The sequence below is a fragment of the Steroidobacter agaridevorans genome (assembly GCF_009932555.1).
GTDB lineage: Bacteria > Pseudomonadota > Gammaproteobacteria > Steroidobacterales > Steroidobacteraceae > Steroidobacter > Steroidobacter agaridevorans.
The window spans coordinates 341,541-356,878 of record NZ_BLJO01000006.1; the positions used below are offsets into that span (position 1 = coordinate 341,541).

Genomic DNA, 15,338 nt, shown 5'->3' on the forward strand with positions numbered 1-15,338 from the left:
GCGAGGAGCGCAATGCGCTCCGGCGGGCGCCCGGTGCCGGGAGGAGACACCCCCTTCCCGGCAGACGCTACCCACTGCTCGTGACTGACCTACTGCATCCGATAAGTCTCGAACGCCTCAATCGGCACCGCCTTCAAAATCACATCCGGCCCCTGTCGCAGAATATCTTTCGAGATCTCCCCCGCCAGCATCGACTGGGTCGGGCTGGACAACGACTGGCGCAACAGGCCGAGCATTTTCGGCCCCGCCATCAACACCAATCGATCGAACTCGTTCCGCGCCCGGTCTGTCTCGATCTTTCGCGCCACTTCCTTGGCAAACAAAGTCAACTCATGCAGTACAGTGCTCTTCTCACCCGTCACGCCATGATGATGACCTTCCGTGCCGCCGACGCCCGTGCCGCCGAAGCGTCGGCCCGGACGGTCGGTTTCCATTTCAATGTCTCTTTTTCCGGTCCTCTCATTGCGTAGCGAAGCTCGCTCGGTCAACGGCGATCTGGGGGTCACGGCGTCGTAAAAGCTCGCCTGACGTTCATCGGCCACGACAATGCGTACATTCATGACTGCTCCCTTTGCAACAGACAAACAGCAAAAAGTCTCCTCCGCCCACCGGCGGAGGAGACTACGACAACACAAGACAGAGGATGACTGCGACATTCGTCCGACTAGTTCACGTCGGAAGCCACCTGCGATTTATTGTCCGTAAAGATCATTTCGACGCGACGGTTACGCTGGCGGCCGCCGGCGTCGGCGTTGCTGGCGATCGGAAACGCCATACCCTTGCCCACGGCGGTGATCTGATTCGCGCCCACGCCGCGTTCCAACAATGCCGTCTGCACGGCTGCTGCGCGACGCTCCGACAACGCCTGGTTGAACTCCTCGGAGCCGGTGCTATCGGTATGACCTTCGATCATCACTTTCCGATCCGGCGATTCCTTCAATACATTGGCGAGCCGATCGACCGTGCCATAAGCACCCGGCTTCAGCGTGGCTTTGCCCGTATCGAACAACACATCACCTAACGTGAGCACCATGCCTCGATCGGTCTTACGTGCACGCATGTCGGCAAGCTCCTGCTCCAGCGTGCTGGCGCGCCGTTCGGCAGCCCGCGCCTGCGCTTCACGCGCCTCCGCTAAAACAGACTGACGCTCGGCGGTGCCCTTCTCGATCTCCTCGCGCGCCTGCGCCGCCAGGATCTTCTCGTTGGCGATCTGAGCGTTGCGTGCCGCCACTTGCGCTTCATATTCGATGTCGCCGAGCTTGCCGCCCTCATCGGCCATCTTATTGGCACGATCCAGCGCTTTGCGTGCTTCAGAAACGTTGCTCGCAGCAATGCCCGCTCGCGGCGAAGCTTCCACCTGCGGCACGACCGCGCGCGCTACTTCCAAATCTTCGATGCGTTCCGGCGTCGAGCTGCACGCGGCCAGCAGACCTGCGAGAGCAGCGGTCAACAACACTTGGTATGAACGGTTCATAATCCTTCTCCGGTGGTTGAAGTCTGCTGTCCACCATTACTGATCGCTGGCCACAGCGCCGCGGGAAATTTCCTGCCGCAATTGTTGAATGCTCGCCGTCAACTCGTCGGCTGCCCTACGGGCCGCCGCGCTTTGTGACTTCGACATGGCTAGTTCCGAATCGAGTTGCGCCAGTTGCGCATAACGTTCGGCCTTGGTGCTTTCCTTATTGTTCAGAGCAGCCTTGGCCTGCTCTAGATTGTCCTTGGCACGCTGCAGCTCGAGGGCGCCGGCTTCGGAGCGGCCCACCGCCTGCTGCGCCTGTTGAAAGGACGTTTCGCTGCGAGCGACGCGTTCCCTGGTCACATCGGAAACACTGCTGCAACCCACGAGCACGCCGGCAGCAAGCACGCCGGCGATCGGCAGTCCGGCCCGGAAATTCGGGGTTCTCATATTGCCTCCACGGGTATGCGTTGGATTCAGTGGTCCGAAAACGCGCCATTCGTCAGCGTGGTTCCGCGCCCCCGGGACCACTATTTTTTTCGTGTCAAGTGTGCGGTGGAGCGCGACGTTGTTGCAGTCCGCAGGCAGACGCCCGACACTGCCTCTTACCGAAACGGAGCAGTGCATGTACGCAGCGGTTTGGAATTCAGCTCTTGGGTCGATCTCGCGCCTGGCCTTGGCGGGCTTGCTCGTCACCCTTGCAGCCTGCGGCAGGCCTGTAGATGAACCACAGACAGGCCGCTATCGCGCGACGCTCACGCTGCCCGGCGGCGAAGCGCCGTTCGGCCTGGAGATCGGCAAAGAAAACGATCGCTTCGTTTTGTACTTAGAGAATGCGGCCGAACGCACCCGCGTCGACAACGTGAAGCTCACCGATGGCGAGCTGACCGCCGTGTTTCCTGGATATGAGAATTCCCTGCAGGCACGCATGTATCGCGACCGGCTGGAGGGCAGCGTCACGCTCATCAAGGACCGGAGCAAGGAACAAGTGATTCCTTTCCACGCCCGGCTCCAGGACCAAAGCGCAGCATATCGTTTCTATAAAGAGCCGCTGACCGATAACGCCGACCTCGCCGGCCGCTGGGAAATGACATTGACCAGCGACGGCAAGAGCAGCCCCGCGGTCGCGATCTTCGAGCAACAACACGATCGCATCACCGGCACGGTGATGACGACGACGGGCGATCACCGCTTCCTGGAAGGCCAGGTGCATGGCGAGCAGGCACAGCTGTCGACCTTCGCCGGCGGCCTTGCGTATCTGTACAAGGTGAAAGTGAATGGGCACGGCGAGCTCGAGGGCGAGATGTGGCAGGGCCTGGCGTCGCACTCGACGGTAAAGGCCCGACGCAACGACGACGCCACGCTCGAAGGCAAGGGACCGGACACGCAGCTGAAGGACGAGAAATCGCGCTTCGACTTCACCTTCCGCGATCTGGAGGGTAACGAAGTGTCGCTCCACGACGAGAAGTTTCGAAACAAGGTGGTCGTGGTGACGCTGGGCGGCAGCTGGTGCCCGAATTGTCACGACGAAGCCGTGTTCCTGGTGCCGTTCTACAAAGAGTATCGACCCAAGGGCGTGGAGATCGTCGCGCTGATGTTCGAGCGCCACGGCGAGTTCGATCGCGCCGCGCAGGCCGTCCGAGGCTACCGCAAGGATCTGGGTATTGAGTTCACGACGTTGATCGCCGGCGTGTCCGACACCGACGAAGCCAGCAAGGCGCTACCTACGCTGACCGGGATCTATGGTTATCCCACCACGATTGTTGTGGACCGGGCCGGTACGGTGCGCGACATTCATGTCGGATTCTCCGGGCCCGCCACGGGCAAACACTACGAGGAATACGTCGCCGAGTTTCGCGGCCTGATCGATCAGCTGCTGGCGGAGCCTGTACCAGCAACGTCGGGCTAGCGCTTGGCGCTAGCCTCGTACGCCTTGTCGATCAGATAGGCGTGAATCGCGTGCGCGTCGGCTTCGCTGATCTCATTCGAGAAGCCCGCCATGCCGCGACCGGCCATCGCACCGCGTAGGACGATCTCGTCGAAGATGGCATGCTTGCCAGGCGTCAGTCGCAATAGATTCGGATAACCGCCGGGTTCGTCGCTGAGCGAGTGACACACGCCGCAATGCTGTCCAAACAACAGCGCGCCACGGTCTAACGTCGCCGCATCGGCGTGCATGCGCGCAGGCAACGGCGGAATGTTTGCATCCCAATCTTTCTCCGGCGGCACCGGCACCTTGCCGCCACCCAGCTTGAAGGCGACGATGCGGCCGGTATTTCCATACTTGCGCGCAGCTGAGCCTTCCAGAAATTCATCGAGCTGCGCGCCGCCGTAACCCGCAAGAACCGCGATGAACTGCTCGCCGTCGACGGCATAAGTCGCAGGCGCGGCCATGATGCTCGTGCCGACGAACACTTCCGCCGCAAGCTTGCCGGTGTCGGCCGTGTACGCTTTCAAATATCCGTCCGTGGTGCCTTGAAACACGAGGTTGCCCGCGGTCGCCAGCAACCCACCGTTGTAGAACCATGGATAATCGACGCGCCAGACTTCACGCTGCGCGATCGGGTCCCATGCCTTCAACGCGCCCTTGCGCGTCATTTCGGCGCCATCGCGAACTTGCGCCACGTACGCCGCAGTGAAGTCGCGGCCGGTGTTGAATGAGCGGCGCGGGATATATTTGTACTCGGGATCGACCGCGTAATACGCCGTGCGATCCAGCGTCGGAATATAAACAAGGCCCGTCTTGGGGCTGAACGCCATCGGCTGCCAGTTGTGGCCCCCGAACGGACCCGGCGCGACGCGTTTCGGCTCCTTCGAGTAATCGCCCTTGCCGGTCGGCATCGGACGACCGGTGTTCAGATCGACATGACTGGCCCAGTTCACGTCGACATATTTCTGTGCCGACAGCAGCTCGCCGGTGGCGCGATCGAGCACATAGAAAAAGCCGTTCTTCGGCGCCTGCAACAACACCTTGCGCATCGTGCCGCCGATCTGCAGATCGGTCAGGACGATGTGTTGAACGGCCGTGTAATCCCACGACTCGCCGGGTGTCGTCTGATAGTGCCAGGCCAGTCGGCCCGTCTGCGGATCGATGGCAAGAATGGAGCTGAGATAAAGGTTGTCGCCGCCTTTGGGGCTGCGGATCGATTGTGGGAACGGACTCGCGTTGCCGGTGCCGACGTACAACAGATTGAGCTGCGGATCGTAGGCCATCGAATCCCACGCCGTGCCGCCGCCGCCCGCTTCCCAGCGACTGTTCGGATCCCAGGTCTTCGCCGCAGCTTCGAGCTCGGGATGTTCGAACGGATGTTTTGGATCGCCCGGCACGGTGAAGAAGCGCCACGCTTGTGCGCCACTCTCGGCGTCATAGGCGGTGATGTAACCACGCACGCCGAACTCGCCGCCGCCATTGCCGATGATCACCTTGCCGCCAGCAATGCGCGGCGCGCCGGTTATCGTGTACGAACGCGAACGATCGACGAGGGTGTCCTGGCTCCACAGCGGCTTGCCAGTGGCCGCATCGAGCGCAATCAGCCGCCCGTCGAGCGTGCCCACATAAACTTTCCCTTGCCACACGGCGACGCCGCGATTGACGACGTCACAACAGGCGTTGCGCGCCCATTCGCCAGGCACCTGGGGATCGAACGCCCACAACTCACGGCCGGTGCGGGCATCGAGCGCATACACCTTGCTCCAGTTGCTGCTCGCGAACAGCACGCCGTCGACGACCACGGGCGTCGCTTCCAATCCACGCTCGGTTTGCAGGTCATATTGCCAGGCGAAGCCGAGCTGCTGAACGTTACCGATGTTGATCTGCTCGAGCGGCGAGAAGCGCTCTTCGGAGAATGTGCGTCCCGTCGTGAACCAGTTCTGCGGCTCACTATCGGCGGCGACAACACGCGCCTGATCGACTCGTCCGTAGGACGCTTCAGGAGCGGCTTCATGCGCGCCTTCTGTCGCAGGTGCTTTCGCTGGCTCTTCCCGCTTGCCGCAAGCGCCGAGATTCAATGCTCCGACAACCAGGAGCATCCGGACCAGCCATCGACTGCGCCCCATCGTCTCCCCTTTTACTTATCCATCATGCTCACGCGACGCGGCTCACGCATGAACCAAGCGGTGAAGAACGCAACGGCGCAGACCGCCGCAACGTACCAGAAATAGATATGTTCCTGCCCGGCCCGCTTGCACAACAGCGCGATGTACTCGGCCGTGCCGCCGAAGACCGCGATGGAAATACTATGCGCCAACCCTACTCCCAGCGCGCGAATGTGCTGCGGAAACAGCTCGGCCTTGAACAAGCCGCTGATCGACGTGTAGAGACTGAGAATGGTGAGCGCGCACAGCACCAGCAGGAATGCCAGGCCCGCGTCCTTTACGGTCGACAGCGCCGTGAGGATCGGCACCGCGCTCAGCGTCATCAAGCCCGAGAACAACAACAAACATTTGCGGCGACCGATGCGATCGGACAGTGCGCCCATCGCCGGCTGCAACAACATGAAACCCAGCATGGCCGCGAGCATCACGTTGCTGGTGAGCTCGATATCCATGCCCGCAGTGTTGACCAGAAACTTCTGCATGTACGTCGTGAACGTGTACAGACACAGGCCGCCACCGGCGGTGAGCGACATGACGACGAGCAGCGCCTTGGGATGACGAAGCAGAGCGAGCAGGCTGCCGGCCTCGGCCGACTTCGCAGTCGCGTTGTCCGTCGTCTCGTGTAGATGATCACGCAGCAGAAGCACGATCATCGCCATGCAAGCACCAATGGCGAATGGCACTCGCCAGCCCCACGCGCGCAGCTCGGCTTCATCGAGAACTTGTTGAAGCGCGACCAGCGTGAGCAACGCGCACAGCTGCCCGGCGATCAACGTCACATACAGAAAGGAAGCGTAGAAGCCACGCCGCGCGTCGCTGGCCACTTCACTTAGATAAGTGGCAGCCGCGCCGAATTGACCGCCTGTCGAGAAACCTTGGATCAGTCGCGCCAGTAGCAGCAACGCCGGCGCCCAAGCGCCGATGATCGCGTACGTCGGGAGCACCGCGATCAGCAACGACCCGGCGCCCATCATCAACACGGACGCGACCAGCGCGGCGCGGCGGCCATGACGATCGGCGAACGACCGAAATACCAGCCGCCGACCGGTCGGATCAAGAATCCAACGGCGTAGATGCCAGCCACGTTCAGCAGCTGTACGGTCCGATCGCCTTCCGGGAAGAAGCTCGATGCGAAGTACAGCGCGGTGAACGCGCAAATGTAAAAGTCGAACCACTCGATCAGGTTGCCCGCCGAGCCGGTGGCGATGGCCGCGAGCCGCTGACGATGACTGAGAACGAAGCTCACGATTGCACCGGTCCTCGTGCGACGCCCTGCGCGAGCAGGTCTGCGATTTCCGCCTCCGAATACCCGCACTCTCTGAGCACAACACCCGTGTCCTCACCCAGCGGCGGCGGAGGAATATCAGCTTGAGGCGCGACGCCGCCGAACACGACGGGCTGTGGCAGCATGCGTTTGATGGTCGACGGATAACGCTCGCCGACATGAAAGAAATCGACGTCGCACAGGTGCGGATCTTCGAGCAGATCCTCCAGTCGATTGACCTGCGAACAGGGAATGTCGAGGCGTGACAGTGCTTCCAGCCACGTCGCCGAATCACGTTGCGGAAGAACGGCTGCGATCACGCTGTATAGATAGTCGATGTGCGCATGCCGGCTGTCGGCCTGATGGAACCACGGCTGCTCGAGCACATCCGCGCGCCCGGCTTCGATGAGGAAACGCCGCCACTGCTCGGCCGTATAAGGCAACACCGCGATCCAGCCGTCGCGCGTCCGATAGGGACGGCGATCGGGCGACAACACTCGCGAATAACCGACCTTGCCATCTTCTTTGAAAGTCGCGGCGGCCAGGTGCTCGTTGAGAACGAACGACGTGAGCGCTTCGAACATCGGCACCTCGACCCGCAATGCTTCCTGCCGCCCATGCGCCCGCGCGACCAACGCGGCGAGAATACCGTACACGGCATGCAGTGCCCCGACCTTGTCTGCCAGGATCGTTGGAATGAAGCGCGGATCTTCGCCATTGTGTTCGGCGATGCCGGCCAGCCCGGCCGCGGCCTGGATCACGTCGTCGAAAGCAGGTCGGCCTCGATAGCGTCCGCGCTGACCGAAGCCGATGGCCGAGCAATAGATCATGCGCGGATTGATGGCGGCGACGGCGTCATAGCTCAATCCGAGGCGGTCGGCCGCATCCGGCCGCATGTTGTGGAGTAACACGTCGCTGCGCTGGATGAGTTTATCGATGATGGCTTTGCCGCCCTGGCTCTTCAGGTCGACGGCGATGGCTCGCTTGTTACGATTGTTGTTGACGTACAGCGCGCCCATGCCATCGGCCTGTGGCTGTGAAGCGCGAGCGACGTCGCCCTCGATCGGCTCGACCTTGATTACTTCGGCGCCCAGATCGGCGAGGATCTGGCCGGCGAACGGGCCCATGACGACCGCGCTCAGCTCCAGAATTCTTGTGCCTGCCAGCAGTGGAATCATGGGCGCGAGCATACGGCGGCCGCCCCCGGCAGCCGCCATGCCGCCGAGGTTATTTATGCATAGCCGGACTGAAAGCTATTGCCGATCCGTGACAGACCGTGGAACAGTTCACCTCGATGCAATCCCGCCTGAACCTGCAACAGCTCTCGGCCTTTCTGACGCTGGCGGACACCGGCAGCTTTGGCGATGCGGCCGAGGCCCTCGGGGTCTCGCAGCCGGCGCTGAGCCGCACCATCCAGCAGATCGAAGGCAAATTGGGCGCACGTCTGTTCGACCGAGATACACGTAAGCTGCGCCTGACTCCGGCCGGCGAACGACTGGAACCGCTGGCCCGCCGACTCATGAACGAATACCAGGAGGTATTCGCCGAGTTCGACGACTTCGTCGCCGGCCGGCAAGGCGTCGTCCGTATTGCCGCGTTTCCTTCGGTGGCCGCCTTGTTGTTACCCAGCACCATCGTGAGCTTCCGCGAGCGACAGCCCGATGTGCGCATCCAGATCTGGGAAGACGTCGGCCGGCCCGTTCACAAAGCCGTGCTCGACGGTCGCGCTGACATCGGCTTATCGACACCCCCACCGATCAGCAGCGACCTGCGCTATCGCCCGTTGCTACGTGACGAAGTCGTCCTGGTCTGTCGCAACGACGACATGCTCGCGCATCGTGAAGAGCATGACTGGTCCGTGTTCGCAACTCGCGCGTTCGTGATCCTTTCACCGGAGACCGGACTGCGCGCAATGATCGATGGCGCGATGGAAGAAGCTGGCGTCGCCGCCGAGCCGCTGTTCAACTGCAAACAGCCGACGACCATCGGCAGCCTGGTGAATGCGGGCTTGGGCATCAGCGCGCTCAGCCGCCTGACACTGGCGCAGCTCGATTCGCCGACGCTGGCCTATCGCAAACTTCGCAATCCCACCGTGGCCCGCTCCATCGGTATCGTCACGCATGCGGCCCGCTCGCTCTCGCCCGCCGCCCGTTTGTTTCTAAAGGTACTGGATGCGCAGGCCAAGCTGCTTGCCCCAAGCATCGATGGCCAGCCGCAGCCGGGAGACGTGCTTTGATCAATCGACGCGAAATGCTGGCCGGCATGGGTGCGATGCTCGCTTCCCGGCGCCTGCTCGCCGCCGAGCGCCCGCTCGACGTCGCTTATATGAATGCGAAGGTGTGGACCGGTCAGCGCGATGTGCCGCTCGCCAATGCGTTCGGTCTGTCGGGCAATCGGGTTGCGGTGGTCGGAGACAACGAGCGCGTCCGCAAGCTTACGAGCCGGGGCACGCGCATCGTCGATCTGAAAGGGGCATTCGTCATGCCCGGCTTCATGGACAATCACACGCATTTCCTGCGGGCGTCGTTCGGGCTCAGCTCGCCGGAGTTGCGCACGGCGAAGACCAAACAAGAATTCGTCGACCGCATCGCGCAGTCGGCAAAGGCACTGCGACCCGGACAGTGGCTGCAAGGCGGCAACTGGGACGAGCAGATGTGGGGTGGCGAACTGCCGTCGCGCCAATGGATCGACGCGGTGACGCCGAACACACCGGTGGCGGTCGTGCGCTTGGATCAACACGTCGCGTTGTTGAATTCGCTGGCGCTGCAACTGGCGCGCATCGATCGCAACACGCCCGATCCCGAAGGCGGCTTGATCGTTCGCGACGAGAAGGGCGAGCCGACCGGCTTGATCAAAGACAAGGCGAAGGATTTGTTGAAGGCTGCGATTCCGACGCCGAGCGATGCAGATATCGACGCCGCGATTGGCGTCGGCTCGGCGCACGCGCTGTCGAAGGGTGTCACGCAGGTTCATGTCACCGAGTTGGATTGGGTCACGCACGAGTCGCTGCGCCGGCTGCGCAAAGCGAACAAGATCGGCATGCGCTTTTATTCCTTCGTACCGCTGGAGGACTGGCGCAAGCTCGACGCGCTGGTCGAGGCCGAGGGCCGGGGCGACGACTGGGTGCGCTGGGGTGCGCTCAAAGGCCTGGTCGACGGTTCCCTGGGGTCACGGACCGCCATGTTTCATGAACCGTATGCGGACGATCCATCGAATCACGGCATCTATCGCACGCCACCGGAAAAGCTGCGCGAATTGATCCTGGGCGCGGATGCGGCGGGTCTGCACATCACAGTGCACGCCATCGGCGACGAAGGTAATGACCAAGTGCTCGGCATGTTCGAGGAGGCCATCGCCAAGAACGGCGCGCGCGATCGGCGCTTCCGTATCGAGCACGCTCAACACTTGCTGGCGAGCGATGTGCCGCGCTTCGCGAAGATGAACATCATCGCGTCGATGCAGCCCTATCACGCCATCGACGACGGTCGCTGGGCCATCAAGCCGCTGGGACCGGAACGCCTGCACACCGCGTGGGCCGTTCGCTCGCTGCTCGACGCCAAGGCCAAGGTTACGTTCGGATCGGATTGGCCGGTGGCGCCGATCGATCCGCTGCTCGGCATCGGCGCGGCGGTGCTCCGGCAAACCATCGACGGCGCGAATCCGAGCGGCTGGGTGCCGGAACAGAAGATCACAGTGCAGGAAGCATTGACGGCGTATACAACGACCAACGCCTATGCCGGCTACCAGGAAGACCGGCTGGGACTGATCGCGCCGGGATATCTGGCCGATCTCACCATCCTGGATACCGACCTGACTAGCTGCGCACCGGAACAGATCACGCGCGCCAAGGTGCTGAGCACGCTGGTCGATGGCAGGCTCAGGTTTGGCACTGACAAGACCTGACTACGCAGATGCCGGGCCATGGACGGCCCGTCGAGCGCCGCGAAAACCGCGCTTTTCGCAAGCGAGGCGTTGTAAAAGGCCAGGAAGGACTTTTACAACGCCATCAAACAACTATATTTTCGCGTCCATGGAAGGACACAGCGAAGCAGCGGCGGATGTCATCACTGGCGGCGTGATCGCTCGGGCCGTCGAGCCTGCCGCGGGCGAAGCAAAAGACCACCAGCACGGCCAGTGCCGCAACTGTGGCGCCACCGTCAGCGGCGCTTACTGCTCCAATTGCGGCCAGGCCACCCACGTGCATCGCAGCCTGATCTCGCTGGGCCACGACATCCTGCACGGCGTGTTCCACTTCGAAGGCAAGGTCTGGCACACCATCCCGGAGCTGCTGTTTCGGCCGGGCCGTCTGACCCGCCGCTACATCGACGGCGAACGCGCCAAGTTCGTCTCGCCCATGGCGCTGTATCTGTTCATCGTGTTCCTGATGTTCGCCGTCATCCCGTTTACGGGCACCAGCCTGGAGACCGAACTGGCCGACAGCGATCCGCTGGGTGTCGGCGCGCAGTTCAAGGAAAACGTCACGGACAACATCGAAAAGCTCGACGATCAGATCGAGGCTGCGCGTGAACGCCTTGCGGAGCTGGAACCCAGCGCGTCGGAGCGCAAGAAACTCGAGGACCACATCGCGGCCCTGATGGCGACGCGCGAAGCCAATCAAGCCCTGATCGCGGGCGACTGGAAAGAAATCGTGAAGTTCGCGCAAGAGCAGCAAGCGAACGGCGAGGCAAAAGCGCCGGCCGCGCCCGACGTCGGCGACAAAATTTCGGAAACCGAGAGCCGGCTGAAGAGCGCGGTCGAGCAGGCCAGCAACAATCCCGCGCTGCTCGCTTACAAGCTCAAGACCACCGGCTACAAGTTTTCATGGGCGCTGATTCCGCTCAGCGTGCCGTTCATGTGGCTGCTGTTCTTCTGGCGCCGGGACATTCACGCCTACGACCACGCCATCTTCGTCACCTACTCGATCAGCTTCATGATGCTGTTCGCCGTCGTCGTCACGCTCCTGTACGACCTGGGCGTGAGCGCGTGGATCTGGGGCACGGCGATCGGTATCGTGCCCCCGCTGCATCTTTATAAGCAGCTGCGCGGCGCCTACGGAACCTCGCGCTTCGGTGCGTGGGTGCGGCTGTTCCTGCTGACCATCATGATCACCTTCGTGCTGACCCTCTTTGGCGTCATCCTGGTCGCGATCGGCATGACCGGTTGACGACGCTTCGCAATCGGGCCGCCTTGGCGGCAATATAGGGATATGGCACTACGAGCAGGCATCATCGGATTCGGCGTGGCGGGTCGGTATTTTCATGCGCCGCTGCTGCGGGCCGCGGGCTTTCATATTCCCGCGGTCGTGACCAGTAAACCCGCGCCAGCCCAAGAATATCTCGGCGATGTCGACGTGCTCGCAACGGCCGATGAACTGCTCGCGCGCAAGGACATCGACCTGGTCGCGATTGCCTCGCCGAGTCCATTGCATGTCCCGCATGCGGCCGCGGCTTTGCGCGCCGGTAAACATGTCGTCGTGGACAAGCCGCTCGCACCGAGCACGGCTGAAGTCAGTGAACTGGAACACCTGGCGACGCAATCCCAGCGCAAGCTGTCAGTGTTCCAGAACCGGCGCTGGGATAGCGATTTCCTGACGATCAAGAAGCTCATCGAGCAAGGTCGCCTCGGCAAGATCAATTCTTTTCATGCGCGGTGGGATCGGTTCCGGCCCCAGGTTACCGACAGGTGGAAAGATCGCGACGAGCCCGGCAACGGCATTCTCTACGACCTGGGCACGCACCTGATCGATCAGGCCTTGATGCTGTTCGGCCAGCCCGAGTGGTTGTACGCCAATGTTTTCAGCCAGCGCCCGAACAGCAAGACCGTGGATGGATTCGAAATCCTGATGGGCCAAGGCGCGTTACGCATGACGCTCGGCGTGAGTCTGATGTGCGCCGACGGCGGCTATCGATATCGCGTCAACGGCTCGGAGGCTTCGTTCCTGAAGGCCGGCCTCGATCAACAGGAAGAGCAGCTGAAAGCGGGCGTCGAGCCCGACGAGCACTTCTTCGGCGGCGAGCCCACCGAGCAGTGGGGCACGCTGGTGCATGGTGAAACTGGCCGTCGCGAGGTCATCACACCCGAGACCGGCCGCTGGCTCACGTTCTACGAAAAGATGCGCGAGGCCATCGAAGAGGACCAGCCGGTCCCGGTGTCAGCCGCACAGGCGTATGACACAATCCGGGTCATCGAGGCCGCGCTCACCAGCAGCGCCATGGGTTGCCGCATCGACCTGCAGCCCGCCGCGCCTCTCGTCAGCCGCTGAAGTACCGCCATGCCATCGTTCGATATCGTTTCCGAGCTCGATGCCCACGAAGTGAGCAATGCCGTCGATCAGGCCAATCGCGAAGTCGGCCAGCGTTTCGACTTCAAGGGTACGGATGCCAAATTCGAGTTGAAGGACCTGGTGGTCACGTTGCACGCGAAGGCGGAGTTTCAGCTCAAGCAGATGCTCGACATCCTGATGCTCAAGCTGTCCAAGCGCGGCATCGATGTCGCCTGCACCAAGGTCGAAGATCCGGTCGTGCTCGGGCAGACGGCGCACCAGGTCGTCACCTTGCGCGAGGGCATCGAAAGCGAGCTGGGCAAGAAGCTGCAGCGCCTGATCAAGGATTCAAAGTTGAAGGTGCAGGCCGCGATCCAGGACAAGCAAGTGCGCGTCACCGGCAAGAGTCGCGACGATCTGCAGGAGGTGATTCGACTGGCGCGCGGCGCGAAGCTCGACATGCCGCTGCAGTTCAAGAACTTTCGGGATTAGCTCTGTCCGGATACGACTGCCAGTCCTTGGCGACGATCAAGCGCGCGCCGCGCCCGAACGTCATATAGGACCACGCCCATTGGATCAGCACCGACAAGCGGTTGCGGAAGCCGCTCAGTCGATAGATGTGCACCAACAACCAGAACCACCACGCCGGCACGCCGGTAAGTTTCCAGCCACGAAACTCACTGATTGCACGACTGCGTCCGATCGTCGCCATCTGTCCGAGATCGACATACTCGAACGCGGGACGCGGCGTTTGCGGGCCGTTGCGAACTTCTTTCCTGATCACGTTCGCCGCATAGATGCCTTCTTGCATGGCGACCAGCGCGACGCCCGGCAGCGGTCGACCATTGGGACCGGCGCGACTCGACATGTCGCCGGTGGCGAAAATTTCGGGATGACCTTCGATGGTCAGATCCGGCCCGGTGAACACGCGACCGGCGGGATCGACCGGCACGCCCAAGGTGCGACCGAGATCGGCCGCACGCACACCGGCCGCCCAAAGCACGGTCGCGGCTGCAATCTTGTCATTGCCGATGACCACGCCTTCGGCGGTCACATCGGTCACGCGTGCGCCCGTCCACACCTGCACGCCTAACGACTCCAGATCGCGCATCGCTCGCGCGGCGAGCTTGTCGTCGAAGGTCGCGAGAATTCTCGGACCGGCTTCCACCAGAATCACGCGCGTCTGACGGGGATCGATGCTGCGAAAATCGCGATCCAGCGTGAAGCGACTCATCTCACCGATGGCGCCCGCCAACTCGACGCCGGTGGGGCCGCCGCCAATGACGATGAAGGTGAGCTGTCGTCGCCGCTCTTCGGGATGGGTCTCGCGTTCGGCGATCTCGAATGCTTCGAGCACTCGACGCCGTATCTCGGTAGCCTGCGGCAGCGACTTGAGCCCGGGCGCGTGCGGCTCCCATTCTTCATGGCCGAAATAGGCGTGCTGCGCGCCGCAGCCGAGCACGAGGTAATCGTAGGGAACGTCGCCAACGTCGGTGACGACTTTGCGATTCGCCGTGTCGACGCTCTGTGCCGTCGCCTTCAACACGCGAATGTTTCGATATCTGGCGAGCAGGCTGCGGATGGGAACGGCGATGTCGGCCGGACTGAGCGCGGCCATCGCGACTTGATATAGCAGCGGCTGGAAGAGGTGATGATTTTCGCGATCGATCACCGTGACGGCGATGCCAGCGACATTGCCCAGGCGTTTCGCGGCATTCAACCCGGCGAAACCGGCACCGACCACGACGACTTGTTTTTCTTTGGCCTGCTTATCGCTCATCTATGCGGAAGCCTCACCCATATCCAGAGCGGTCTGGCGCGGCTCGATGTAGCCGGCCGCCCACTCGATAATGGGGGCAACCCGGGGAGAAACCAGTCGCAGCGCTTGCGCCTTGTCGACCCAGCGAAACTCGTTGTGCTCGGCGCGACCGAGCGCTTCGATCACGGGCAGCGATACTTCGACGGTGGGGGTCTTGGCGAGGTAGTAGCGGGCGACCTTGCCGCGGCTGTACGGGTTGGTCTGGATGTAGATCTCACCCCAGGCGAAGTCCAGATCGACGATCAGGGTCTCTTCGCGCACTTCGCGGATGGCGGCGGCCAACGGCTCCTCGCCCGCCTCGACCATGCCTTTGGGAAAGTCCCAGTGGTTATAGGCCCGCAATAACAGGTAAAGCCAGCCCTCGTGAGTCTCACGAATCACAACCACGCCGGCGGACAGTCTCGTGGGGCGAGGGGACATGGCGGCCAGTATAGCCGCCATG

The 15,338-nt window shown here is 62.4% G+C and carries 13 protein-coding genes and 1 pseudogene; 6 read left to right on the top strand and 8 right to left on the bottom strand.

Features of this window, described 5'->3' with window-relative positions:
* Positions 1-89: 89 nt before the first annotated feature.
* The 3 genes from GYH35_RS22495 to GYH35_RS22505 all read right to left on the bottom strand — a co-directional run bounded on the left by GYH35_RS22495 (position 90) and on the right by GYH35_RS22505 (position 1,906).
* Complete coding sequence (locus tag GYH35_RS22495) at positions 90-560, bottom strand: host attachment protein (protein WP_161810413.1); 471 nt, start codon at positions 558-560, stop codon at positions 90-92.
* 104 nt (positions 561-664) lie between these two features.
* A complete protein-coding gene (locus tag GYH35_RS22500; protein WP_161810412.1) occupies positions 665-1,474 on the bottom strand; it encodes an OmpA family protein in 810 nt (269 codons plus the stop codon).
* Positions 1,475-1,510: 36 nt separating this feature from the next.
* Positions 1,511-1,906, bottom strand: coding sequence for a DUF4398 domain-containing protein (locus GYH35_RS22505; RefSeq protein WP_161810411.1), 396 nt, complete (start codon positions 1,904-1,906; stop codon positions 1,511-1,513).
* A gap of 175 nt (positions 1,907-2,081) precedes the next feature.
* Here GYH35_RS22505 and GYH35_RS22510 point away from each other — a divergent pair, with 175 nt between their 5' ends.
* A complete protein-coding gene (locus tag GYH35_RS22510) occupies positions 2,082-3,365 on the top strand; it encodes a peroxiredoxin family protein (RefSeq protein WP_161810410.1) in 1,284 nt (427 codons plus the stop codon).
* Here the strand turns inward: GYH35_RS22510 and GYH35_RS22515 are convergent.
* From GYH35_RS22515 to GYH35_RS22525, 3 genes and pseudogenes are all read right to left on the bottom strand, one after another.
* The gene (locus tag GYH35_RS22515) at positions 3,362-5,512 is read right to left on the bottom strand and encodes a PQQ-dependent dehydrogenase, methanol/ethanol family (protein ID WP_235936839.1); all 2,151 of its coding nucleotides are present in this window, start codon (positions 5,510-5,512) and stop codon (positions 3,362-3,364) included. The genes GYH35_RS22510 and GYH35_RS22515 overlap by 4 nt on opposite strands.
* An 11-nt stretch (positions 5,513-5,523) precedes the next feature.
* Positions 5,524-6,800, bottom strand: a pseudogene (locus GYH35_RS22520) (MFS family transporter).
* Positions 6,794-7,993, bottom strand: a complete 1,200-nt coding sequence (locus GYH35_RS22525; protein WP_161829550.1) for a CaiB/BaiF CoA transferase family protein — start codon at positions 7,991-7,993, stop codon at positions 6,794-6,796. The pseudogene GYH35_RS22520 and the gene GYH35_RS22525 overlap by 7 nt, the downstream one beginning before the upstream one ends.
* A gap of 98 nt (positions 7,994-8,091) precedes the next feature.
* Here GYH35_RS22525 and GYH35_RS22530 point away from each other — a divergent pair, with 98 nt between their 5' ends.
* From GYH35_RS22530 to GYH35_RS22550, 5 genes are all read left to right on the top strand, one after another.
* On the top strand, positions 8,092-9,051 hold the full coding sequence (locus tag GYH35_RS22530) for a LysR family transcriptional regulator (RefSeq protein WP_161810408.1): 960 nt from the start codon (positions 8,092-8,094) through the stop codon (positions 9,049-9,051).
* Positions 9,048-10,718: an amidohydrolase gene (locus GYH35_RS22535; RefSeq protein ID WP_202624502.1), complete on the top strand. Its 1,671-nt coding sequence runs from the start codon at positions 9,048-9,050 to the stop codon at positions 10,716-10,718. Before GYH35_RS22530 ends, GYH35_RS22535 begins: the two co-directional genes overlap by 4 nt.
* A 127-nt stretch (positions 10,719-10,845) precedes the next feature.
* Entirely contained in the window at positions 10,846-11,979 is a 1,134-nt protein-coding gene (locus GYH35_RS22540; protein WP_161810407.1) for a DUF3667 domain-containing protein, read from the top strand.
* 42 nt (positions 11,980-12,021) lie between these two features.
* Complete coding sequence (locus tag GYH35_RS22545) at positions 12,022-13,077, top strand: Gfo/Idh/MocA family oxidoreductase (RefSeq protein ID WP_161829551.1); 1,056 nt, start codon at positions 12,022-12,024, stop codon at positions 13,075-13,077.
* 9 nt (positions 13,078-13,086) lie between these two features.
* Positions 13,087-13,569 carry a YajQ family cyclic di-GMP-binding protein gene (locus GYH35_RS22550; protein WP_161810405.1) on the top strand — a complete coding sequence of 161 codons (483 nt, stop codon included), beginning with the start codon at positions 13,087-13,089 and terminating at the stop codon, positions 13,567-13,569.
* Here the strand turns inward: GYH35_RS22550 and GYH35_RS22555 are convergent.
* Both GYH35_RS22555 and GYH35_RS22560 read right to left on the bottom strand, forming a co-directional pair.
* On the bottom strand, positions 13,550-14,857 hold the full coding sequence (locus GYH35_RS22555) for an NAD(P)/FAD-dependent oxidoreductase (RefSeq protein WP_161810404.1): 1,308 nt from the start codon (positions 14,855-14,857) through the stop codon (positions 13,550-13,552). The genes GYH35_RS22550 and GYH35_RS22555 overlap by 20 nt on opposite strands.
* On the bottom strand, positions 14,858-15,337 hold the full coding sequence (locus GYH35_RS22560; RefSeq protein ID WP_202624503.1) for an NUDIX domain-containing protein: 480 nt from the start codon (positions 15,335-15,337) through the stop codon (positions 14,858-14,860).
* Position 15,338 lies beyond the last annotated feature (1 nt).